17 protein-coding genes are annotated in these 22,519 nt (G+C 45.3%); 4 read left to right on the top strand and 13 right to left on the bottom strand.

The features are described from left to right. Nucleotides 1–216: 216 nt before the first annotated feature. From C7475_RS12530 to C7475_RS12515, 4 genes are all read right to left on the bottom strand, one after another. Entirely contained in the window at nt 217–1,665 is a 1,449-nt protein-coding gene (locus C7475_RS12530) for a SusD/RagB family nutrient-binding outer membrane lipoprotein (protein WP_110053683.1), read from the bottom strand. Nucleotides 1,666–1,687: 22 nt separating this feature from the next. Next, complete coding sequence (locus C7475_RS12525) at nt 1,688–4,894, bottom strand: SusC/RagA family TonB-linked outer membrane protein (protein WP_110053682.1); 3,207 nt, start codon at nt 4,892–4,894, stop codon at nt 1,688–1,690. Between the two features lie 577 nt (nt 4,895–5,471). After that, the gene (locus tag C7475_RS12520; RefSeq protein ID WP_110053681.1) at nt 5,472–6,164 is read right to left on the bottom strand and encodes a LuxR C-terminal-related transcriptional regulator; all 693 of its coding nucleotides are present in this window, start codon (nt 6,162–6,164) and stop codon (nt 5,472–5,474) included. Nucleotides 6,165–6,352: 188 nt separating this feature from the next. Further along, nucleotides 6,353–8,773 (bottom strand): RND family transporter, encoded by a 2,421-nt coding sequence (locus tag C7475_RS12515; protein WP_110053680.1) that lies wholly within the window; start codon nt 8,771–8,773, stop codon nt 6,353–6,355. 113 nt (nt 8,774–8,886) lie between these two features. Here C7475_RS12515 and C7475_RS12510 point away from each other — a divergent pair, with 113 nt between their 5' ends. Further along, nucleotides 8,887–11,187: a two-component regulator propeller domain-containing protein gene (locus tag C7475_RS12510; RefSeq protein ID WP_110053679.1), complete on the top strand. Its 2,301-nt coding sequence runs from the start codon at nt 8,887–8,889 to the stop codon at nt 11,185–11,187. 43 nt (nt 11,188–11,230) lie between these two features. Then, the gene (gene recO, locus C7475_RS12505; RefSeq protein ID WP_110053678.1) at nt 11,231–11,962 is read left to right on the top strand and encodes a DNA repair protein RecO; all 732 of its coding nucleotides are present in this window, start codon (nt 11,231–11,233) and stop codon (nt 11,960–11,962) included. 11 nt (nt 11,963–11,973) lie between these two features. Here recO and C7475_RS12500 read toward each other — a convergent pair whose 3' ends face one another. From C7475_RS12500 to rsfS, 5 genes are all read right to left on the bottom strand, one after another. Beyond that, nucleotides 11,974–12,762, bottom strand: coding sequence for a UDP-2,3-diacylglucosamine diphosphatase (locus tag C7475_RS12500; protein ID WP_110053677.1), 789 nt, complete (start codon nt 12,760–12,762; stop codon nt 11,974–11,976). A 142-nt stretch (nt 12,763–12,904) separates the two neighbouring features. Beyond that, complete coding sequence (locus C7475_RS12495; protein WP_110053676.1) at nt 12,905–13,348, bottom strand: hypothetical protein; 444 nt, start codon at nt 13,346–13,348, stop codon at nt 12,905–12,907. A gap of 83 nt (nt 13,349–13,431) precedes the next feature. Then, complete coding sequence (locus C7475_RS12490) at nt 13,432–14,067, bottom strand: lactate utilization protein (RefSeq protein WP_110053675.1); 636 nt, start codon at nt 14,065–14,067, stop codon at nt 13,432–13,434. A gap of 6 nt (nt 14,068–14,073) precedes the next feature. Further along, the gene (gene ftsH, locus C7475_RS12485; protein WP_110053674.1) at nt 14,074–16,095 is read right to left on the bottom strand and encodes an ATP-dependent zinc metalloprotease FtsH; all 2,022 of its coding nucleotides are present in this window, start codon (nt 16,093–16,095) and stop codon (nt 14,074–14,076) included. Between the two features lie 46 nt (nt 16,096–16,141). Further along, nucleotides 16,142–16,501 carry a ribosome silencing factor gene (gene rsfS / locus C7475_RS12480; protein WP_223233159.1) on the bottom strand — a complete coding sequence of 120 codons (360 nt, stop codon included), beginning with the start codon at nt 16,499–16,501 and terminating at the stop codon, nt 16,142–16,144. Between the two features lie 289 nt (nt 16,502–16,790). Here rsfS and C7475_RS12475 point away from each other — a divergent pair, with 289 nt between their 5' ends. Then, nucleotides 16,791–17,534, top strand: a complete 744-nt coding sequence (locus tag C7475_RS12475) for a biotin--[acetyl-CoA-carboxylase] ligase (protein WP_110053672.1) — start codon at nt 16,791–16,793, stop codon at nt 17,532–17,534. On the opposite strand, the gene C7475_RS12470 is transcribed toward C7475_RS12475, so the two are convergent. Continuing rightward, nucleotides 17,521–19,068: a glycosyltransferase family 39 protein gene (locus C7475_RS12470; RefSeq protein WP_110053671.1), complete on the bottom strand. Its 1,548-nt coding sequence runs from the start codon at nt 19,066–19,068 to the stop codon at nt 17,521–17,523. The genes C7475_RS12475 and C7475_RS12470 overlap by 14 nt on opposite strands. A gap of 358 nt (nt 19,069–19,426) precedes the next feature. Between C7475_RS12470 and C7475_RS12465 the strand changes: the two genes are divergently transcribed. Beyond that, nucleotides 19,427–20,371 (top strand): AraC family transcriptional regulator, encoded by a 945-nt coding sequence (locus C7475_RS12465; RefSeq protein WP_110053670.1) that lies wholly within the window; start codon nt 19,427–19,429, stop codon nt 20,369–20,371. Nucleotides 20,372–20,422: 51 nt separating this feature from the next. On the opposite strand, the gene C7475_RS12460 is transcribed toward C7475_RS12465, so the two are convergent. The 3 genes from C7475_RS12460 to nadC are packed head-to-tail and all read right to left on the bottom strand — an operon-like array spanning nt 20,423 to nt 22,519. After that, nucleotides 20,423–20,755, bottom strand: coding sequence for a translation initiation factor (locus C7475_RS12460; RefSeq protein WP_110053669.1), 333 nt, complete (start codon nt 20,753–20,755; stop codon nt 20,423–20,425). 10 nt (nt 20,756–20,765) lie between these two features. After that, nucleotides 20,766–21,650 carry a diacylglycerol kinase family protein gene (locus tag C7475_RS12455; protein ID WP_158286492.1) on the bottom strand — a complete coding sequence of 295 codons (885 nt, stop codon included), beginning with the start codon at nt 21,648–21,650 and terminating at the stop codon, nt 20,766–20,768. A gap of 23 nt (nt 21,651–21,673) precedes the next feature. Then, the gene (nadC, locus tag C7475_RS12450) at nt 21,674–22,519 is read right to left on the bottom strand and encodes a carboxylating nicotinate-nucleotide diphosphorylase (RefSeq protein WP_110053667.1); all 846 of its coding nucleotides are present in this window, start codon (nt 22,517–22,519) and stop codon (nt 21,674–21,676) included.

Raw genomic sequence — 22,519 nt, 5'->3', positions numbered from 1 at the left:
CCGTGTCTTTATTATTTTGATTTTGATATAGCTAATCGGCCAAAAGTACCACAAGATATAAAAATTCTTAAAAAGATATAGAGATGTGTGGGTTAACATCTAGTTACTCAAAAAAGGGGTGTTAAGGATCAAATTGTTAAGGCCTGCCCGATCAAACATAAAAAAAGGGCTCGTTATAAAACGAACCCTTTTTTGAATATATACATATCCGTTATCTTATGGTTTAGCGTCCCACCATAATTTTTCGTAGGCTAGCTTAGCACCAGGAAAATTTGGGTTTCTGGTGATCTCTACGTTTGGATAGAGGAACCGTGCGGGCATCTGACCTGCAGGCAGCACTGAAGCCAGTGAGCGAACGAAGAAGTCAGGATAACCTGTACGACGCCATTCTGTCCATGCTTCGAAGGATTGGTTACCATTCATTGCGAAGTACTTCTGAGTAATGATCGCTTTTACCTGTGCTTCTTCACCGGTAGCTGGGAAAGCTGCAACAGCAGTAGTGATATAGCTACCAGGATCAACACCATAAGCAGTGAAGCTAGCAGTGATACCTTGCTGATACAACGATCTTGCATCACCGGTCAGCCACCCACGCGCTATTGCTTCTGATTGCAGGAAATAGCTTTCAGCAGCAGACATCAGTTTTACCGGAGCCATTGCAGAAGAATCATTGAGACCATAGCCAGCTACGAAAACAGAAGGTGTAGCGAATTTATACTTCCAGGAATACCTGAAGCTCCCCTGAGGGATACCTACGATACCGGTAGTATCATTATTAGGTCTGTAGAATTTAGCAACACGAGGATCATTCAGTGCCTGCATTGCATCAATAGCCGTTTTACTCCCTACCAGGTTCTGTGTTCTACCCAGACCCAGGATTTCAGCGAACAGTGGATTCTGGTTACCACCTGTAGTTACATATTTTATCTGAGCATCGGTAGTCAGGAAGGTAGCCGCCTGCAGACTTTTAACACCTGCTTCAGCTTTATCTGGGCTTATTTCTGACAGACGGAGATAAGCACGCAGTTTCAGCGTATTACCGAATGCTTCCCAGTTCGCCAGTGTACCCTGGAATACCAGATCATCTTGACCAGGACCAGCTGTAGAAGATGGATCAATGATAGCCAGGCCTCTGTCGATCATAGCGAAGATGCTATCATATACTACTTCCTGTGACTGATATTCAGGAAACAGCACGTTGTCGTTGCCTTTTATCGCGTCAGCTACCGGAATATCACCGAAAGCATCAGTCAATATTTGGAAAGTATATGCTTTCATCAGTTCAGAGATACCCGCATATTGTTCCAGACGTTTATTGTTAGCATTATCGATGATCACCTGGAGATCCTGTAACCCCCCTGCGTAAAGTGTCTGCCATGGTCTGTCAAAGCTGGAAGGATCCAAGCTCACCTGCTCTAACGTTCTATACTGAGAGGAGTTTACGTTTTGTGTCCAGTACTGTGCCCAGAGACCACCATATATCTGGAAGTTAGCTCCAACTACAGATGCTGTTGCTGCCTGTGCCGAAGGTAACAGGTAACTCGGATCCAGATCGGTTACTTTGGTTGGGTTCTCGTTATAATCCAGGAACTTGCTACAGCCTGTTATTGAGAGAGACAGCACGGCGAGAAAACCCACGGCTGACTTTACTATATTGTTCTTCATGTTATTAGCTTGCAATTAAAGATTAGAAGGTTACTCTTACATTAAAACCGAAGTTTCTCAGAGAAGGCTGCGCAGTAAAATCGAAACCTTGCTCGTTACCCGCACCACCAGAGTTTACTTCAGGATCAGCATATCTGTTCTTTGCCCAAAGCGCCAGGTTATTGCCAAACAGACCTACTGTCAGATCACCAAATGGAGTTCTGTTCAATACATTTCTAGGAATACGGTAGGTCAGGCTGGCCTCACGTAATCTGATGTAGGATGCATCAAAAATGTTCTGACCATCAGGCTTGTTTGTCCAATAATTTTCTGGCAGATACTTGGTAGTATTTGTGATGTACTTGGTAGGATCTGCTGGATCAACCTGTACTGAGTTTGGCCAGATAGCACCAGTACGATCTCTTTCAGCTGAAAGATAAGATGTACCGTTGAAGTCTGTGATATCCGCAGTACGGGAGAAAAATTGGTTACCTTGCTTAGTATCAAATAACATGCTGAAGTTAAAGCCTTTGTAACCTGCATTTACACCCCATGATGCCTGATATTTAGGATTGTAAGAGCCTAGATAAACCGCAGTTGAAGTAGTCAAAGGAAGACCATCGGCATCAACAATTACCTGACCTTGCGGAGTAGTACGGATATCCTGTGCATAGAAAGTACCGTATGGCTTGCCTACAGCAGCAACAATGCTCATACCGGTGAAACCACCCACACTGATCTGCTCAACATTCCCATCCAGAAGGTCCAAAACGGTATTCTTGTTCCTTGTGTAGGTACCAAACAGTTCAACAGTCAGACCAGATGCAGTACGGATAGGCGTGCCTCTCAGACCGATCTCAATACCTTTGTTCTCGATCAGACCAGTATTCACTGTTTTTAGTGTAGAACCTGTACTAGGCGGTAATGGTATCAGAATAATCTGATCTTTGGATCTGTTTCTATACACAGACAGGTCCAGGGAGATCCTGTTATCTAGGAAGTTCAGTTCAGTACCGATTTCCGCAGCAGTTGTGATCTCAGGTTTAATATTGGAGTTACCGATCTGGTTAGATAACGTGTAACCATTGATACCATTGAAAGGGAAAGTAGTGTTACCAAAACCACTGTTGATAGCGGTTTTTTCATAGTAAGTACGCAGCAGATATGGATCAGCGTCGTTACCCACCTGTGCCCAGCTAGCTCTTAATTTACCATAGTTCAGTATCCGGCCGAAATCGCTATCCTTAAATAGCTCAGAGAACACAAATGAACCATTCACGCTAGGATAGAAGAAAGAATTGTTTGCTTTTGGCAGTGTAGAAGACCAATCATTACGTGCAGTAGCGCCAATGTAGATAAAGTTCTTATAAGAGAGGTTTAACTCGCTGTACAACCCTATTAGACGACGTCTTGACAGCGCATCGTTTGTGATGATCGGACCATTACTGTTATCAAAACTGTACCATCCTGGAACTACTAGACCAGCAGCGTTAGTCTGCAGTTCAGTTGTGTTCAGTTTTCGCTGACGGATGTTGTTCCCCACCATCAAAGACGCTTTGAAATCAGGACCAAAATCTTTCTTAGCTGTTACCATGAAATCATGTACAACCTCTGCCAGATCATACTGGTCTTTGCTGTACAAACCGGTAGCAGTAAGGGTATTATCGTTTGTAGTATAGTTACCAGCATCATCGGCAGGAATGAAGCTGTACTTAGGAGACTTATATGTACGACGGTCAGAATATACGTCAACACCAACCCTTTCTAATACATCTAACCATTCCAGTGGTTTATACTCCAGGGTAAATGCTCCCGTGATCCTATCTACATCATTCTGGTTTTTATAGTTCTGCAGAATGAAATAAGGGCTCTTTGTATATGCACCATAGTAACCATAGTAAGGTTGGCCATTAGCGTTCAACAGGTTACCAAAACTGTTGTAAGGATTGCTAAGGTCACCCATTTTGTCGATAGGAATATCACGTGGAGTCTGTAATAGATTATTATATACAGATCCTCCACCTTGACCACCCTGTACAACCTGACTGCTGATCTTACTATAGTTAAAGGTGATGGAAGTTGAGATCTTGTTACTCAGTTCTGCTGTGCCATTGAAACGTACACCATATTTATTGTATTTATCATAGTCACCTGGCATGATACCGTCTGAGTTCAGACTGTTCAGTGATAAATAGTAGGTGGTTTTTTCACCTGCACCTGACAATGACAAGTTAGTGTTTACCGCTTTAGCCAGCTCAAAGAAATTCTTGATGTTGTCCTTCTGCGCGGAATAAGCTTTTTTCTGTCTAACACCGTTGATAGACTGTCCCCATTCCTGCTCCGCACCTGTAAATGCAGGTCCCCAGCTAAAGTTTTCCTTAGGATCATTCACTTCGTTAGAATAACCCTGACCAAAATCGTTCTGGAAATCCGGCAGCTTTAAAATATTAGAGAAAGTCAGCGCTGAGCTCAACGTAACTTCATTCTTCTTATTCCCATTCTTCTTACCTTTCTTGGTTGTGATGATCAACGCACCATTAGATGCACGTGAACCATACAATGCGGCAGCAGCAGGACCTTTCAGCACTGTTACAGACTCGATATCTTCAGGGTTCAGGTCGTTACCACGGTTACCAAAGTCAGAAGAAGATAAACTGTTATCACCACCGTTGATGCTAGAGTTATCGATAGGAATACCATCTACCACAATCAGCGCCTGGTTATTACCCGTGATGGAAGAACCACCTCTCAATACGATCCTGGAAGAACTTCCCGGAGCATTGGCACTGGTAGAAATGTTCACACCGGCTACTTTACCTGCAAGCGCATTCAATGGGCTGGTACTCTGACCTTTAGTCAGTTCCTCATTCTTTAAAGTAGGAGCCGCATAACCTAGAGATGCTTTATCACGACGGATAGCGTTCGCAGTTACAACAGTCTCAGTAAGTTTGGTAACATCGGGATATAATACCACATTGTGTTTTGCGCCTGTACCCAGTTTAATTTCCTGGTCTTTCGAACCCACGAACTTAACTACCAGGGATGTAGCACTTTCAGGTACCTGAAGGGTGTACTCACCATTTGCGTTGGTTACAGTACCTGTTGTGGTACCTTTAACAATGACTGTAGCGCCAATTACCGGACTTCCATCATCAGCGGAAGTAACTTTCCCTGTAATGGGACGGTTTTGCGCAACCACCTGCCCTACCACCAATATAGTGGACAGGAGGAAAAATAAACTTTTCCTCATAAGCTTTGTTGTTTCTGGTTGTTTAGTTTAATTATTCAAATGAAATAGATTACAGTCTCCAGGAAACCGACCACTGGTTCTGAAAGCTTTGTCCTACGTTGTAAAAACTTAGTTGATAAAATACATTTTGGTTCCCCTAAACGCAATTAACAATTCTTGTCCTAATTCCTTAAATGAGTATACAGAGGGTGAGAAGCCATCATGGGCTATATCTCATAAGCAATAAACCTCTTCCTTTTGTTGTTTAACTTAATTTTAACGTTCAAATATAAGTTTATTAACAATAATTTCAGCGAAAATCGGTTAACAAATTATATGTTATAACATTCCTTTAACAATTTTTTAACATAATAGAAAAAGATTTATTTGTAATAGGTATAATCTATTCCAACAAAAAAGTGCCTTCCGGCACCTCTACATTTCTACTTAAATAAGTATATACAATAGCAAGTAAGGCAGGCGGTAAGATTACCACCTGCGCGCTCATCAACCAAAATCTAAATCCGGGTTTTAAGTTCCAGATCTAAATAAATATGCGCTGCATCAATGCAGCAATATCGTAAGTGATAACCTGTTATCAGGAAAGACTGAGTGGCTGTGTCTTCAACAGCTCAAGCAGCGTTTCATAAATGTCTTCATTCCTGTTGTTATACCGGAACTCACATTCCTTCAGATGCAGGTACACCGTGCTGCGGTTCAATCCCTTGAACTTCGCAAGCCTGTGCTTGGTTAGCCCCCAGAATGCATCCACATCGTCTGCAATACTGACAGCTCCCTCATTTTCAAGATTGTATAAACGGTATTGACCCAGGTCCACTACATTACTGAAACGGCGGATCTTTTCAGCTGCACTCTGCATCTCCAGAATAGAACGGCTGCTCCTCACAACAGAATGGATCATAGACCTGCTTACATCCGGTAATATCTCGGTATGCAACCGGTCTGAACACCGGTAGATCCCGAATACAACTGGCTTGACGTTACGGCCTACTTCTGTTTTGACGGATACATCTCCTTCATCTGCAGTGGATGCATGATGTACATTACGTACCGGAGCGGCAGGGCGGCTGTGGCTTTCTGCCGGCAATAAGGACTCACAATGACGGGCGATCTGTTGGCGAATTTTCTTGAGATAACTGTTTACGGTAACCCGGCTTACTCCACTTATGTTGGCAATCTGGGTGGCTGTAAGATCTTCGGCGAATAGCCGTAGTATCTCCTTAAATTTACGCTCAGATAGGTGAGCGCCCTTTAAGTATTTGTTTTTCATGAACTAAAAGAGGTTAGAATGGCATTATAAACCTCTTACTTTTTAATGGGTATGTAACGCCCTTTTATACAAACGGCTAATATGGGGGGATGAATGTAGCCCACTAGATTATTTGGGTATAACAAAAAACGCTCAATGCTGATAATCATGCATTGAGCGTTTTATTTATATGTTGACGGTATACTTGTCTAGTCTTCCTTTTCCCTTTCTTTCAACCCAAGTTCGGACATATCAAGATCTCCTTCCTCATCCAGCGTATTCCACAATTGCTTTTTCCGTGCCTTTTTCAATAACGCTTTCTCCATCCATAACAAGAGCGCCGGCAAAATAGTCAGATTGGTGATCATCGCCATTAACAATGTCAGAGATGTAAGCCAGCCCAGCGCCTTCGTACCTCCAAATTCAGAGAAACTGAAGATCATAAAACCAGCCAGGAGGATAAGCGAAGTATAGATAATACTCAAACCGGTCTCGTGAATGGTTTGCTTCACCGTAGCTGATATGTCAAGATTATGATGAGGTAACTCCTGCTTGAAATTCACCAGGAAACGGATCGTCACATCGATCGCTATTCCCAATGCCACACTGAACACCAATACTGTAGAGGGTTTTAGTGGTATTTCAAGCCATCCCATTACACCAGCTGTTACTGCCAGTGGAATAATATTAGGGATCAGCGAGATCAACAGCATCCTCCAGGAACGGAACAGGTATAACATGCAGAAGATGATCAATACAAACGCCAACAGGATACTTTCTGTCAGACCATTGATAATGAAACGACTGCCTTCCAGGAAGATTACGCTGGTCCCGGTGTATGTTACTTTATATTTTGTGCTGTCGAAGATCTGATTTACCTGCGGGCGTAAAGAGTCCAGCAATACCGGCAATTTAGCAGAACCCACATCAGCCATATTTACACTCACGCGGGCCACCTGCCGCGTACTATCCATAAAAGAGGACACCAGCTTTGTAAACGCAGTAGCATTACCTGCCGCATTAGTGCCTCCCTTCATGCGCAGGTACGGCGCCAGGAAGCCTATATCAAACTGGTTTGGTATGGAATAGTTGGAAGTGTCTCCATTATAATAAGCCTGTTTCGCGAACTTGATCCCTTCTGCCACAGACAATGGTCTGGCAAAGTCGGGCTGTACCACTATCAGTTTAGACAGTTGGTCCAGCTTTTCAAGTGTCTGCAGATTAACTACACCATTTTTCTTTTTCGTATCCACCGCTATCTCCAACGGCATCACCCCTTTGAAGTTCTTCTCGAAAAACTTCAGGTCTGTGTACAATCTGTCACTCTTCGGTACGTCGTCCAGCATATGTGCTTCTGAACGCAGTTTCAGCATGCCTGTTACCGCTGCTACCACCATCAGCGCTGTTATACCATAAACCCACGGACGATATTTGAATACCAGTGCCGTCAGGCCGTCCAGGAGCGCACGGAATAAACCGTTGTTCATGTAGTTGGTATGCTTCGTCTTAGGTGCCGGCAAATAGCTTAACACAGAAGGCAGGAAAATAAATGAGATCAGGAAGATCAACATGATATTCAACCCTGCCACTACACCGAACTCCTTCAGCAACTCGCTCTTTGTGAAACAAAACACGCCAAAACCGATAGCGGCCGTCAGATTGGTAAACAGGGTCACAATACCCATGCGCTGTATCATATGCACCAGCGCCCTGGTCTTATTCCCATCCTTGGCATACTCAGTATGATATTTATTCAGGAAGTATACACAGTTAGGAATCCCGATCACCACGATCAATGGTGGGATCAGTCCCGTCAGCAAGGTGATCTTGTAATTAAATAATTCAATCGTACCTACAGACCATATCACGCCGATAGCCACAACGATCATCGACATCAATACTGCCCCGAATGACCGGAAAAACACCAACAATATCAGCGCTGTCAGTACAAATGATAATTTCAGGAACAGGTCCAGTTCCTTTTTTACTTTCGTCGCCATGATAGTACGTATCAGCGGCAACCCGCTCATGCGCACTTCCGTATGATGTTTCTCTCCGAACGCATTACCCAGCTTCATTACATTGTCTACAACCTCACTGCGGCGGGCCGTCTTCATAACATCTTTATTGATGTTGATCATCATCATGTAAGCATGGGTATCCGGATTGTATAGTAATCCTTTATAGAAAGGCAGGTTTTGCAATGCTCCCGCGAGGCTGTCTAATACCGCCTGTTGCTGCAGATCACCCTGGAAGAGTGGTTCCGCTGCCAGTTTACGCGTACTGTCGTTTTTTACAAGATTGATTACAAATGGCACACTCAGTACATTCTCAACAAACTCCACCTTTTTCAGGTCCTCGTTCAGCTTTATATAGTCATGAAAGAAGTCTTTCTGAAAAAAACTGTCTGTCTGTACCCCTATCACCATCATATTACCATCTTCCCCAAACAGCCCCTTGAATTGAAGATATTCCTGGTACTTAGGATTATCAAGCGGGATAGACTTATTAGCCTCATAGGATAGCTCCACCTTGCTGGCAAAATATGTCATCACTGCAGTGCTCAACAGTAACAAAACCAGGAGCGGTAACCGGAATTTCAATACGAATCCTGCTAAGCGTTGCCACATACGCGTCTTTATAATTTTAGTAGGGCGTAAAGGTAATCAAAGTTGTCTAAACGGGAAGGCTGATATAGCACAGTAAGTGTCATAAAGTAACAACATATAACTATTTTTGATGCATGTACCGTTTTCTGACATCCCTTTATGCCATTCTTTTCCTTTCCTGCCTGAACTCTTATCAGGCTGACGCCCAGACTCCCGTTGGCCAATGGAGCGAACATCTTCCCTGGCGTCCCGCCGTTGCTGTCACCGTCAAAGCGGATAAAATATACTGCGCTACTTCCCAGGGACTCTTTTCCGTTACTACCGGTGCTGATGAGGAGATCAACCGGTATAGCAAAGTAAACGGCCTTCATGATATTGGGATCAGCACTATTGCTGCCAACAATGACGAAATACTGATCGCATACCGCAATAGCAACATTGACCTGCTAAGCGGTAACAACAGCTTCAATATTCCAGACCTGATGCGCAAACAGGTTGCCGCAGATAAATCCATCTTCCGTATTTTTTATCAGAATAATAACGCTTACCTCTGCACGGGCCTCGGCATCGTCGTCATAAATACGGGCATTCCGGAAATTGCCGCCACCTATGTAATAGGCAGCACAGGAGATTATACGCCGGTTTACTCACTGGCATCTCTTAACGGCTCACTCTATGCAGCCACTCCGGAAGGGGTCAGAACAGCGGTAATTAACGGCAACAATCCGTCCGATTACAGGAACTGGTCCTCCCTCAACCAGGGATTGCAACAGGATACTGTAGAGGAGATCATCACTTTCAATAACCAATTGCTCTGCCGCCAGGGTAACCAGCTATTCCGGTATGCTAACAATACCTGGGGCTCCTGGTATTCAGATGGCTGGGACATCAAGAATATGGATGTGCGTAGCGGGCAACTCTTCCTCAGTGAACAACGGTCCGGTGGAGCAGCACGTGTCCTCATCCTCGACGCAGGCGCTAATGCTGTAAAAACATTACAACATCAACTTATAAACGCACCTCTACAAACTGCCGGCACCGGCAATGATACCTGGATAGCTGATTCCCTTCAGGGCCTCATCAGGTATAGAACTGCTGATAATAGTTACGCAGCTGTCCATCCGGATGCTCCTGCCAGTGTTATCACCGGCAGCATGCTCTTTACCAACAACACTCTCTGGGCTACTGCCGGAGGCGTTACCGGCAACTGGAAAGCTGCTGGCAATCTTAACGGCTATTACACATTTTCGCAGGGCACCTGGACACAGTTCGATCACAATGCGATTCCTTTACTGGATACAACCCGGGACCTGATCTCACTCGCTCCCGATCCCGCCGGCCAGGGTATGTGGCTGGGTTCCTTCGGAGGAGGATTGGTGCACGTTAATCCCGATGCCAGCTATACAATCTATAAACAAGGCTATTTGCCATCTGCAGCTGGTAATCCCACTGCCTATAACGTCGGTGGTCTTGCTACTGATGCTGCCGGCAATTTATGGATAGCAGCCTATGGGGCCTCCGCTAACCTCCTCGTGAAAAAGCCGGATAATTCCTGGGTGTCCTTCCGCTGCCCGTATGTTATGACAGGCAATGCTATCAGTCAGTTGCTGACAGACGACTATGGCCTGGTATACATGATCTCCCCTCAAAGCGACGGCCTGTACGTACTAAACCATAACAATACCCTTGATAACAAGAACGACGACCAGTGGCGGCAATACCGCCTGGGTACTGACCGGGGTAATCTGCCATCCAACGACGTATACTGCCTGGCAAAAGACAAAAATGGAAGTGTATGGGTTGGTACTGCCCGGGGCATTGCTATCATCAACTGTCCGGGACAAGCTGCGGCAGACGGCTGTAACGCTATCCTTCCGGTCATACAACAGGACAATTTTGCCGGTTATCTGTTCCAGGACGAGCAGGTAACTTCCATTGCTATAGATGGCGCAAACCGCAAATGGGTAGGGACCCTCAACGGAGCCTGGCTGGTAAGTGAGGATGGAGAACAGATCCTGCAACAGTTCAATACAGACAACAGTCCGCTACCAGATAATCACATTTACACAATAGCCATAGATCCTCAAACCGGCGAAATATATTTCGCTACCGGCAAAGGCCTCATGTCCTGGCATGGTACCGCTACCGAACCCGCCGCCAGCATGAAGCAGGACGCTGTATTAGTGTTCCCGAACCCCGTACCACATAATTACAGCGGCACTATCGCCATCCGGGGACTAGTGCAAAATACAAGGGTGAAGATCACGGACATCAGTGGAAAAATGGTATTCCAGACCAGGGCTTTCGGCGGTCAGGCCATCTGGAACGGCATGGACTATACCGGCCACCGGCCACAGTCAGGCGTTTACCTGGTATTTGCCGCCAGTGAAACAGGAGGGGAGCATCTGGTAACTAAGATTGTATTCATCAATTAACGCCCGCTAATCGTACATTTGGACCCAGCAGCTGCTGTCAGGTATGTTACACAAAACTCGCGGAATAGTATTAAGAACTGTCAAATATGGCGATACCAGCGCCATCGTCAATATATTCACTGAACTGTTCGGGGTACAATCCTATATGGTTAACGGCGTGCGTTCTTCCAAACCAAAGGCGAAAGGAAACCTTTTTCAGCCGGGTAACATCCTCGAGCTCGTCGTTTATCATTATGAGCAAAAGAATATCCAGCGCATTTCAGAGTTCAAGCTGGGTTATATCTACACTTCACTGCACTTCAATATTGTCAAGAATACAGTAGCCCTGTACATGATAGAACTGCTGCAGAAAAGCTTGCGGGAACCTGAACAACACCTGGAACTGTATTATTTCTCTGAACAGGCGTTACAGGCGCTCGATATGGCCCCATTAGCCGTAGCGGCCAATGTTCCGCTGTATTTCACGCTTAAACTTGCCGAACACCTGGGGTTTCGTCTGAATGGGCGGTATTCAGAATACGCACACTATCTCGATCTGCAGGAAGGCTCTTTTACCGATCTGCCGCCACATCATAGCAACTACCTGGATGCCGCCAACAGTGAAATTACGGACCGCCTTTTTCAATGTACCAATTGGGAAAACCTCGGAGAGATCAATATGAATAAGGATAAGCGCAGAAAGCTCCTCTATGCCTATCTGAATTTCTTCAAACTGCATTTACCTGACTTCCAGGAACTGAATTCTCCACCTATTCTTCATGAAATACTGGAGTAGATCAGTGAAGGTTACTTATCATACAACAGGGAAGTTGTTTTACCGTCAAATACCGCATAACTGAAGTAGTTTAACCAGTCGCCCAAATTGATATAGCGACTGTCTGGTCCTACCTGTAAATCCAGTGGCAGGTGACGATGCCCATAGATGAAGTAATCAAAATGGGATTGCTGCAATATTTCCTTACTGTAGATGGCCAGCCATTCATTCTCTTCTCCCAGGAACTTTTCCAGTTCCCCACCGGTAGCTGCACGGCTTTTACGGCTGAAATAATTTGCCAGACCGATGCCCCAGGAAGGATGGATCAGTGAGAATAACCAGCGGCACACGGGGTTACGGAATACTTTCTTCAACATCTTATAACCATGATCACCGGGGCCTAACCCATCTCCATGGCCGATATAAAAACGTTTGCCGCCTATATTGTACGTTTGGGGCTCATAATGCACAGGTATATCCAGCTCCTCTTCAAAGTAGCCGTCCATCCACATATCATGATTGCCAATAAAGACGGAAATACCGATGCCTTTGTCCCGCAATTCTGCCAGTTTACCTAACAGACGGGTATATCCCTTGGGGATCACTTCTTTGTATTCAAACCAGAAATCAAAAATATCACCTACCAGGAAGATATGTGCTGCATCCCGGGAAACGGTATCCAGCCATTTTACAATGTGCTTTTCCCTTTCCCTGCTGGCGGCAGGATTGGGTGCCCCTAAATGAAAGTCTGATGCGAAATAAACACGTTTGCCCTCCGGAAGAGGAATGGAATAGTCCACAGCGGAGTGTCCATTCTCCATAGATGATAATATTTTTCAGGCCTTCGTCAATAGACTTCCAGCCAGGAATGAATAACAGCTTTGCCACTGCGAAGTAATAAATAACTATTTAACAAAACAACTAAAATGAAATTGCCTGTTAAACAGAAGGATCGGTGGCCATTCAGGGTTTCTTTATCCCTGATTCCTGATAAGCTGCCTCTATATCAGTTAGGTCAGCCTTCACGGGATCGCTGAAGCCATTGAACAGAAAGATCTCCCAGGCATATTTGGGATGATTAAGATTGATGTATAATACTTCTCCGTTGGGTCTTATGAATTGCAGCTGTGTAGCGCTGGTGCTGATGATCTTTAAGCCTTTGCCAGCCAGATATGCGCTGTCTTCTGACAGGGTTGCATTATTGGCAGTCTGCATGGAAGGAAAGCCCTTTTCGCCGAAAGCTGATTTTAAAGACCGCAGCTTATCCCCGCCAGGTCTGAAAATTACAGCGGCAGGCTCTTTTACGATCAGTGTATTAATGGTATCAACAGTCTTACGTTGTTCAGATGCCTGCCCACAGGAAGCAAATAAAACAGCAGAAAAAATAAAGAGGAATAACCTGGTCATAACGGCCGTATAACATGATCATTTAAAAGAACAGCGCATGATTAGGATCACGCGCTGCTCAAATATGTTTAACAATAAATAATTTATTCGTCTAACAGGAACACATATACCTCGCGGGGTCCGTGTATGCCTACCACCAGTGTTTTTTCAATATCGGCGGTACGACTGGGACCTGATGCAAAGTGTATTGACGAAGGCAGTTCTCCCTGGTATTTATCTTTCAGACGCGCTATTGCATCTTTCAGATCGAACACCAGCTGATGCGTATAAGCGATCACAATATGAACCGGCGTATACACCGGTAATGCCCTGCCGGATGGTTGCGCTGCACTCAGCACCATGGTGCCGGTACGTGCTACCAGCAATTCACAGTCTGTAATAGCGGCTGCTGCACTATGCATATCACCCTTGTTGATAAAAGGCTGCTGATGCAACTGGAACGTCTTCATCAGCGAAGGCGTCTGGCAATGTACATCCTCCCATTCACGGGAAGCGATTAGCGCCAGCAGATTATCCAGTAATTCGTTCTTACTGGTGCAGAATATGAACTTCCCCTGTAAACGGGCAAATTCTTCTGCAAACTTCATCTCCAGGCCATCATGCTCTTTTACAAAAACGGAACTGTTGCCCTCCGAATTCGGGAAGGGCAACTGCACCGATTGACTCAATGCATTTCTTACTCTCTTGAGAATATTTTCCTTGGCAGGAGATATTTTCATATCAGCTTACGCATTAACAGGAGTAGGAGAAGGGTTGATGATATCGGTAGGATGTACGCCATCTGTGGTCATACCTTCCTTATTCGCGATATGCTCACGGTGCACATCCCATGGACGTTTACCGATCAGCCTTTCCAGGTCTGCCTGATACAATACTTCTTTTTTCAGCAGTTCCTGCGCCAGTGCTTTCACATTGTCCAGCTTATCTGTCAGCAGGTTCTTGGTACGGATGTAAGCCTTTTCGATCAACAAACGAACTTCGTGGTCGATCATTTTAGCTGTCTCTTCTGAGTAAGGTTTAGTAAATGCCTGATCACTGTTAGGATCGTAGAAAGACACGTTACCGACTTTATCGTTCATACCATAAACGGTTACCATTGCATAGGCCATACGGGTGATCACCTGCAGGTCATTCTGGGCACCGGTAGATATTTTACCGAAAACGATGTCTTCCACTGCACGGCCTCCAAGGGTCATACAGATATCGTCCATCAGCTGTTCGGTATTATACAGATATTGTTCTTTCGGCAGATATTGTGCGTAACCTAATGCAGCCACACCACGGGGAACGATAGTCACTTTCACCAGCGGATTAGCATGCTCCAGATACCAGCCACAGATCGCGTGACCAGCTTCATGATAAGCAATCACTTCTTTCTCTTCAGGAGAGATGATTTTGTTTTTCTTTTCCAGACCACCAATTACCCTGTCAACCGCGTCGTTGAAGTCTTCCATCTCCACTTCCGTTTTGCCTTTACGGGCAGCGATCAATGCAGCTTCGTTACATACGTTGGCGATATCGGCACCGGCAAAACCAGGTGTCATAGAAGCCAGTTTTTTAATATCCAGGTTTGGAGAAGTCTTGATCGGTTTCAGGTGCACGTCAAAGATAGACTCACGACCTACCAGGTCCGGTTTATCGATGGAGATCTGACGGTCGAAACGGCCGGGACGCAGCAACGCTGTATCCAGTACATCCGGACGGTTTGTAGCTGCCAGGATGATGATGCCGCTATCCGTACCGAAACCATCCATTTCCACCAGTAACTGGTTCAGGGTGTTCTCACGTTCGTCGTTGCTCATCATTACGTTCTTACCCCTTGCACGGCCAATAGCGTCAATTTCGTCGATGAAGATGATACAAGGCGCTTTTTCACGGGCCTGTTTAAACAGGTCACGAACACGGCTTGCACCCACACCCACGAATAGTTCAACGAAATCAGAACCGGACATGGAGAAAAATGGAACCTGGGCTTCACCTGCCATTGCTTTCGCCAGCAGGGTCTTACCAGTACCCGGAGGGCCTACCAGCAAGGCGCCCTTAGGGATCTTACCACCCAGTGCAGTATATTTCTTTGGATTTTTCAGGAAGTCCACGATCTCCATCACTTCCACTTTCGCTTCGTCCAGACCGGCAACATCACTGAAAGTGATATTTACACGGGTACCTTTATCGAAAAGGGTTGCCTTAGATTTACCGATATTGAAGATGCCGCCAGGACCGCCGCTGCCACCGGCAGGACCACCCATTTTACGCATCAGCAATATCCATAAACCGATCAGTAACACTAACGGTAACAGTAATTGGATAAAAGGCTCGAACCAGCCCGTTCTGTCCTCGTAGGTCACTTTCACCTGGTCTTCCAGCGGAGTACCAGCCTGGGCCTTGTCCATATCGGATTTGAAGCTCTCTTCGCTACCAATAGTGAAACGGAAATGCGGGCCGGTATTCACGGAACCGAAACGGCCTTTGGATACTTTATCGAATTTAGACTCATTCAGTCTTTCCTTCTTAATGTAAACCTCTACCGATTTTTTATTCACCACAACCAGCTTATCTACATCACCCGGTTTCAGGTAATTCAGCAGGAATTCCTGAAAGCTAAGCTCTTTAGGCTGGCCCCCCATGGGGAAAAAGTTCATTGCCAGCAAGGCTACCCCGATGAAGGCATAAACCCAGTATATATTGAACTTTGGTCCTTTCTTTGGCGATTTGTCTCCCTTGTTGAAGTTGTTGCCTCTTTCCATAATCTTACGATCCTTTTTTAAGGATGTCGGTAATAGTTAAAAGTTATTAGTTTGTATCATTATGCTCCATTCGTTCTGCATCACTCCACATGTCCTCCAGGCTATAGAACTGCCTGGTTTCAGGTTGGAATACATGCACCACAACATTCACATAATCTACCAGTATCCATTGTTGCGCGGTAAATCCCTCGTGTTTGTAAGGTTGTTCGCCGATGTGCTGCGACACTTGGTCTTCCACGAAGTCGGCGATAGCCCTCACCTGTGTATTGGAGTTAGCCTCACATATAACAAAGAAATCAGCCACAGCTTCAGGAATCTGGCGCAAATCCAGGGAAACTATGTTCTCTCCCTTTTTTTCCTGGATGGCCTTGATGATGGTGGAAAAAATCTCGCTTTCTCTACTCAAGCGCGTTAACGCTTTCTTTCTCGTACTCAGAACGGTTAAGGGTGCCAATAAAATCTCTTTTGGTTAAAAATAATCTTTAATTGTCAAAATTACTAAAGAAGGAGCAAATAAACGCCGGAAGATGATATTGTTACAATGCGTAATAATTCATGATGTACGGGACTTTAATGCCTATAAATCATACACTTGTCTCATACCCTGCTCTTCTGCCGGCATCCGCCCGATTGTTAAGAAAAAGATAAAATGATTTACTTTGCTTCTTCAAGCTAAATCACAAAAGATTTTTCCCGTGATCGGACAGCCATTATACATTTTAGACACAGTAGACAGCACCAATAACTATGCCATGGAGCAGGTAAATACCGGCCAGGTGACACCCGGTACAGCCTGGTTTGCCATGGAGCAAACTGCAGGAAAAGGACAACGCGGCAAACAATGGTTATCGCCCGCCGGAGAAAACATAATATTGACTATAGCCCTGCAACCCGGCATGCTGCACCTTTCCAGGCAGTTTATGCTCAGTGCCGCAGTAGCCCTGGGCGTCTGTGATTGGTTCAGTAGTTATGCCGGTGATGAAACCGCTATCAAGTGGAGTAATGATATTTACTGGCGTGACAGAAAGGCAGGCGGCATTCTGATCGAAAATGTATTACGCGGCAATACATGGCAATATGCCATTACAGGTATGGGCATCAATATCAATCAGACCAGTTTCCCTTCCCATTTGCCTAATCCTGTGTCCCTGAAACAGATCACAGGCAAGACATGGGACGCTATCGAACTTACCCGGCATCTCTGTGCTTGCCTGGAAGAGAGACTGAAACTGCTGCATCCTGCCCATTATGAAACCCTGCTGGAAGCCTATAAAAGTAAGCTTTTCCGCTTCGGACAAGCTGGCACTTACCGTATCAATGAGGAGTATTTCGAAGGAATTATCAGGGATGTGCTCCCTGATGGAAAACTATGCCTTGAAAAAGATGGAGAAGTGCTACAGTTAGGCTTTGGCGAGGTAGAGTTCGTTATTGTGAAATAGCGTATATCCTGGCTTTATAAGAGTCCTGTTCTTCCTTCTGCCATTGCTTTAATTTCTTTGGAAAAACAGGAGAAATTCCCTGAACAAGATAGACGCCAGCGCCATATTCACGAGCCAGCGTATCGCTGATCTGTCCGGTTTTAGTATAGCCGGACGCATATTTCCGGACATATTCGCCTGGTTCTTTTCCTACAACGATCAGATAATGCAGGCTGTCCATTTTTGGGAACCAGTTTACATAATCGGCACTGAAACTGACAGCCTGGCTGACTTTCTTACCGGCATAGTAGTTAATTGCCCCCGCCTGGCCGTAATTGTCACAAAGGATCAGCGTATTCCTGCGTTCGGCTACAGGCACCTGCTCATAAGCCTTCACTGCTAATCCTGCCAATTCCCGCCAGCCAAGCATATCCGCAAAATCCTGGGGGAGAGAATGCTCTTTCCCATCTTCCCATTTGGCAAATGCCTCCCGTGGGAATGGCCCTGGTGTCCATATTCGCGCTGGCTTGACTGGAAACAGGATATCGTACAGCAGAAAAAAAGGCAAAAAGATCAACCACGTTCCCACCCGTCTGAACCAGTAAAGACGCTTGCTTTCCCCATCCAGGACCCGCTCCCAATAAACGCTTCCAAAAGCAATCAGTACTGGATAAATGCCTAACGCATAGTATGCCTTTGCTTGCATATAGATGAACAATGCCATTACGAACAGAAAAGTCAATCCGACAAAACGATAAGGTTTGAATGGCAGATGTCTGATAAATCCCACGAGAGCTGCCGCCCAGACGACTGTTCCCAAAAGGAAGAACAGCAATTGCTCCTTAATAAAGCCCGAACGCTCTACATTCACTAATTGCGTAGCTGCAAGCTCCTTCATATGATGGATGACCGGAAAACCATTTCTAAACTGCCAGATGACATTAGGCAAAGCCAGCAACAACGCGATCAGCACCCCACCATATAGATATTTATTCAGGAAGATCTTCCGGTGAGAGGAGAACAATAATGCCGGTATCAAAGCCATCACCAGGAAAAGTATGTTGTACTTATTCAAAAAACCCATGCCGATCACAACCCCAAGCCATAAAAGCAAACCTGGCTTTTCCTCCATTACATAGCGTATCAACAAATAAAAAGTCAACGTCCAGCAGAGCACGTCAAAGCTATTGGGCTGATATAGCATGTTAAGCCTTGACATAGCAGAACTGATGAACACAAACGCTGCAATTATCTGTGCATATGGACCTCCCTTCAAAAGTTCGATCAGCTTCCAGATGACCACCATCGTCAGCGCACCAAACAACGCCGGAAAAAATCTCACCCAGAATACACCGCCTCCAAGCCACTTAATAAGCAGGGAAAGAAACGCTGTGAAAGGAGGTACAGACAGATACCCTGCCGCCAGGTGATTAGCCTGGTCAAGATGCAGGAACTCATCTCTATGCAGGTCGTAGCCCGAACCAATCATATTGTAATGAACTACCAGCTTAAGCGATAAAAAGAGAAACAGATAGAAATAGGATGTTTTATTCATTTGAATCCTGATAGAAAAAAGAAGGATTACATGTTATCCTTGCTACAGCTCATAGGTAAGGCACCGATAACATGTAATCCGTTATAATAATCTTGTACTGCAAACAGATAGTTGGTTAAATAGGCAGTCATCAAAAAGACCAGTTGATGAAAACAAGATTTTGGTTGATAAAGGTTAAGTCCAAGTTGTGAAATATTTGTTAATTTATCAAATCAAAAAATGCAACACCGATACAAGAAATACCCTTCAACAACTGATGAGACCACCTAAAAGCCAATATTTCCGTACATCATGCCATCAACTCCAGACAGTTACATTAGCACATCATTAGCAGACAGGCATTTTGTAACTTTGTATCATGTCCTCCATAAACAGTAAGAACAGCAGATCTGTTCATCGTAAAAAGCTTACGCTAAGCGATGACTTTTCACAAGTGAGTGTAGACCAGGAGAACCTGCCAAAGGTACCGGCAAAGAGCACTTTTTCCATTCACTCCCGTGCCAACAATCCCTGCCGGGAATATATTTCAGCTACCAGAAGAGATTATTACAAGATCTCACTGATCACCAAAGGTGGTGGTACACTGACACTGGGGCAACGTACCTATGTGATCAAAGCGCCCGCAATGATGTTCATCAATCCGCTGGAGCCGAAGATCTGGGAGCCGGAAGGAGAGCAGGATGGCTATTACTGCATGTTCACCGAAAATCTTTTCGAAACACACAGACGCTATCGCGATGAGCTGTTGCATCATCCCCTGTTTCAGACTGGTGCTAACCCCGTGCTTAATTTAAGTGAAAAGCAGGGCGACTACATGCTTGACATTTTTGAGCGCCTGGTTAAAGAGAATAAAGATTGTAATGCATACCGTCTGGACGCGATCACTATCTACCTGCAGTTATTATTACTGGAATCGAAAAGAATAGGGGTGAGTGAAATTGTGCCTCAACGTACGCTTACTACAGCACAATTGTTAGCAGAACGCTTTACAGATACTTTGGAAAAACAATTTCCTATTACTTCAGAACAAGAGCAGTTGCAGTTGAAAACAGCAGGCGATTTTGCAATGGCGCTGAACGTACATCCTAATCACCTGAATGCAACCGTGAAAAGGGTTACCGGCCGCACGACCAGCGAGCATATCCGCCAGCGCATCCTGCTGGAAGCAAGACTGCTGCTTATGCATACCGATTGGCCTATCGCTCTTGTTGCGCACTCTCTCGGGTTTGAGGAACCGGCCAGCTTTTCGCACTTCTTTAAAAGCCAGACCGGCAATACGCCACATACATTCAGAACGTTATAAAAAAGGAATCAGGGATCCATACTCGTATGTTATTCCTGATTCCTGATCTTGTTACTTCGCTTTATAACCCCAGTCCTGCAGCCATTTCACCACTTTCTCCTTATAGTCGCCCTGTATCAGGATCTGGCCATCTTTTGCACTACCACCCGTGCCGCACTTCGTTTTCAGTTCCTTACCCAATTTTTCCAGGTCTTCAGCCTTACCAATAAAACCATCTACCAATGTCACGACTTTACCAGCACGTTGTTTGGTATCCAGTTTTACACGCAGCTGCTGCTGGGCAGGAGGCAGGGTATCCGTTTCTTCCGGTTCATTACTCTCCGGTCTGAAACCAGGATCGGTGGAATAAACGATCCCACCCGCATTATTCCTCTTCTTTGACATAACAATAATTTTAAGTTCGGTTGACGATTACCTGCAGCGCGCCAGGATGAATGCGGAAAGCTACTTTTCCATCTTCCTTCAGTGGTACGGCATCTCCGTCTACCTGCAAATGCACCAGTTCTTTACTTTTTACAACGATCGTCTCTCCCGTATAATGTTGCATGTAACGGGTCTTATCAATATTACCCATCAACGAATACAGTCCGATCGGGATCAATCCGAGGAACCTGATCGGCGGTACTACACAAAGGTCCAGCTTACCGTCAAATACATTGGCTGTAGGCGCCAGTTTGAACTCATAACCAAACTGGTTACCATTTGCCACTGTTAGCAGAAAAGCACGCTCTTCCAGGTTTTTACCGTCAACACTTATTTGATATGAAGGTCCTTTATAGCTATTGAAACTTTTGATCACCAGTTTTGCGTATCCCCACAGGCCACGTTTGGTCTTATGACGGAACTGGTCTGCTACAAGTGCATCAAAACCCACGCCTGCATTACTCAGGAAAAGATATTCATTCGCGTAACCTACATCTATTGCCTGACGTCGGCCATCTGCAATTACTTCCAGCGCACGGGAAACTTTTAACGGTATCTTCAATGCTCTTGCCAAACCATTACCGCTTCCCAACGGGATAATAGCAAGAGCAGTAGTGGTTCCTACCAGTCCCTGGGCAATTTCGTTAATGGAACCATCTCCACCTACCGCTACTACAGTGTCCGTTCCGTTTGCTACCGCTGCTTTAGCCAGGTCAGTGCCATGCCCCAGATACTCCAGGTGCGTCACTTCCACAGAAAAAGCTTTGGGAGTTAAATATCTTCTGATGATACCCTCCAGGCGTTTCTCTCGGTCTGTGCCCGCCTTCCTATTTATGATGAATAGAATCTTTCTCAACGTTAGGGATATTATATTTGATATTAGATTGCTTTTAAACTCAGATCAAGACTTACAGCATGATGTATCACCGCTCCCACAGATACATAATCAACCCCTGTCTTTGCATATTCTTCCAGCGTGCTCAGATTGATACCACCGGACGCCTCTGTTTCATACCGGCCGTCAATCAATGCCAATGCATCTTTAATTTGTGCAGGTGAGAAATTGTCCAGCATGATCCTGTGTACCTGTCCTACTGCCAGCACCTCTTTCACATCTTCCAGGTTGCGGGTTTCCACTTCTATCTGTAAAGGCAGTGCTTTGTTTTGCAGGTAGGCTACCGTTTGGGTAACAGCAGCTGTAATACCGCCGGCAAAATCAATGTGGTTATCTTTCAGCATCACCATATCATAGAGTCCCATACGATGATTTACACCTCCCCCGATGCGTACCGCTTCTTTTTCCAGCAAGCGAAAGTTAGGGGTGGTTTTACGGGTGTCAAGCAGGCGGGTATGATATCCTTTCAGTATATCCACATACTGACGCGTCAGCGTAGCTATACCACTCATTCTTTGCATACAGTTCAATACAAGGCGCTCGCCCATCAGCAGTGTGTGTACAGAAGCGTCAACTTCAAATGCCACTTCTCCGGCCTTCATGTTATCTCCGTCTTTCTTAAATGGCTTAAAAACAGACGATGCATCCAGCATAGTGAAAATAGCTGCTGCTACTTCCATTCCGGCCAGTACTCCATCTTCTTTGATCTTCAATCTGGCGCCACCTCTTGCCGTTGCCGGTATGCAGGCTAAAGTAGAATGATCGCCATTTCCTATGTCTTCGGCCAATGCGCTGCGAATAAGAGCTGTAAATGCTGGTTCCTGTAACAT

Origin of the sequence: Chitinophaga sp. S165 (assembly GCF_003182155.1) — a bacterium.
Taxonomy (GTDB): Bacteria; Bacteroidota; Bacteroidia; order Chitinophagales; family Chitinophagaceae; genus Chitinophaga.
This window is presented reverse-complemented; position numbering and strand designations above follow the sequence as displayed.

Excerpts from the sequence above, each read along its gene's own strand:
- C7475_RS12500 (WP_110053677.1), bottom strand. The coding sequence starts at position 12,762 with ATGGAGAATGGACACTCCGCTGTGGACTATTCCATTCCTCTTCCGGAG.
- C7475_RS12525 (WP_110053682.1), bottom strand. The coding sequence starts at position 4,894 with ATGAGGAAAAGTTTATTTTTCCTCCTGTCCACTATATTGGTGGTAGGG.
- C7475_RS12520 (WP_110053681.1), bottom strand. The coding sequence starts at position 6,164 with ATGAAAAACAAATACTTAAAGGGCGCTCACCTATCTGAGCGTAAATTT.
- C7475_RS12460 (WP_110053669.1), bottom strand. The coding sequence starts at position 20,755 with ATGTCAAAGAAGAGGAATAATGCGGGTGGGATCGTTTATTCCACCGAT.
- C7475_RS12510 (WP_110053679.1), top strand. The coding sequence starts at position 8,887 with ATGTACCGTTTTCTGACATCCCTTTATGCCATTCTTTTCCTTTCCTGC.
- C7475_RS12470 (WP_110053671.1), bottom strand. The coding sequence starts at position 19,068 with ATGAATAAAACATCCTATTTCTATCTGTTTCTCTTTTTATCGCTTAAG.
- ftsH (WP_110053674.1), bottom strand. The coding sequence starts at position 16,095 with ATGGAAAGAGGCAACAACTTCAACAAGGGAGACAAATCGCCAAAGAAA.
- C7475_RS12530 (WP_110053683.1), bottom strand. The coding sequence starts at position 1,665 with ATGAAGAACAATATAGTAAAGTCAGCCGTGGGTTTTCTCGCCGTGCTG.
- C7475_RS12515 (WP_110053680.1), bottom strand. The coding sequence starts at position 8,773 with ATGTGGCAACGCTTAGCAGGATTCGTATTGAAATTCCGGTTACCGCTC.
- C7475_RS12490 (WP_110053675.1), bottom strand. The coding sequence starts at position 14,067 with ATGAAAATATCTCCTGCCAAGGAAAATATTCTCAAGAGAGTAAGAAAT.
- C7475_RS12465 (WP_110053670.1), top strand. The coding sequence starts at position 19,427 with ATGTCCTCCATAAACAGTAAGAACAGCAGATCTGTTCATCGTAAAAAG.
- recO (WP_110053678.1), top strand. The coding sequence starts at position 11,231 with ATGTTACACAAAACTCGCGGAATAGTATTAAGAACTGTCAAATATGGC.
- nadC (WP_110053667.1), bottom strand. The coding sequence starts at position 22,519 with ATGTTACAGGAACCAGCATTTACAGCTCTTATTCGCAGCGCATTGGCC.
- C7475_RS12495 (WP_110053676.1), bottom strand. The coding sequence starts at position 13,348 with ATGACCAGGTTATTCCTCTTTATTTTTTCTGCTGTTTTATTTGCTTCC.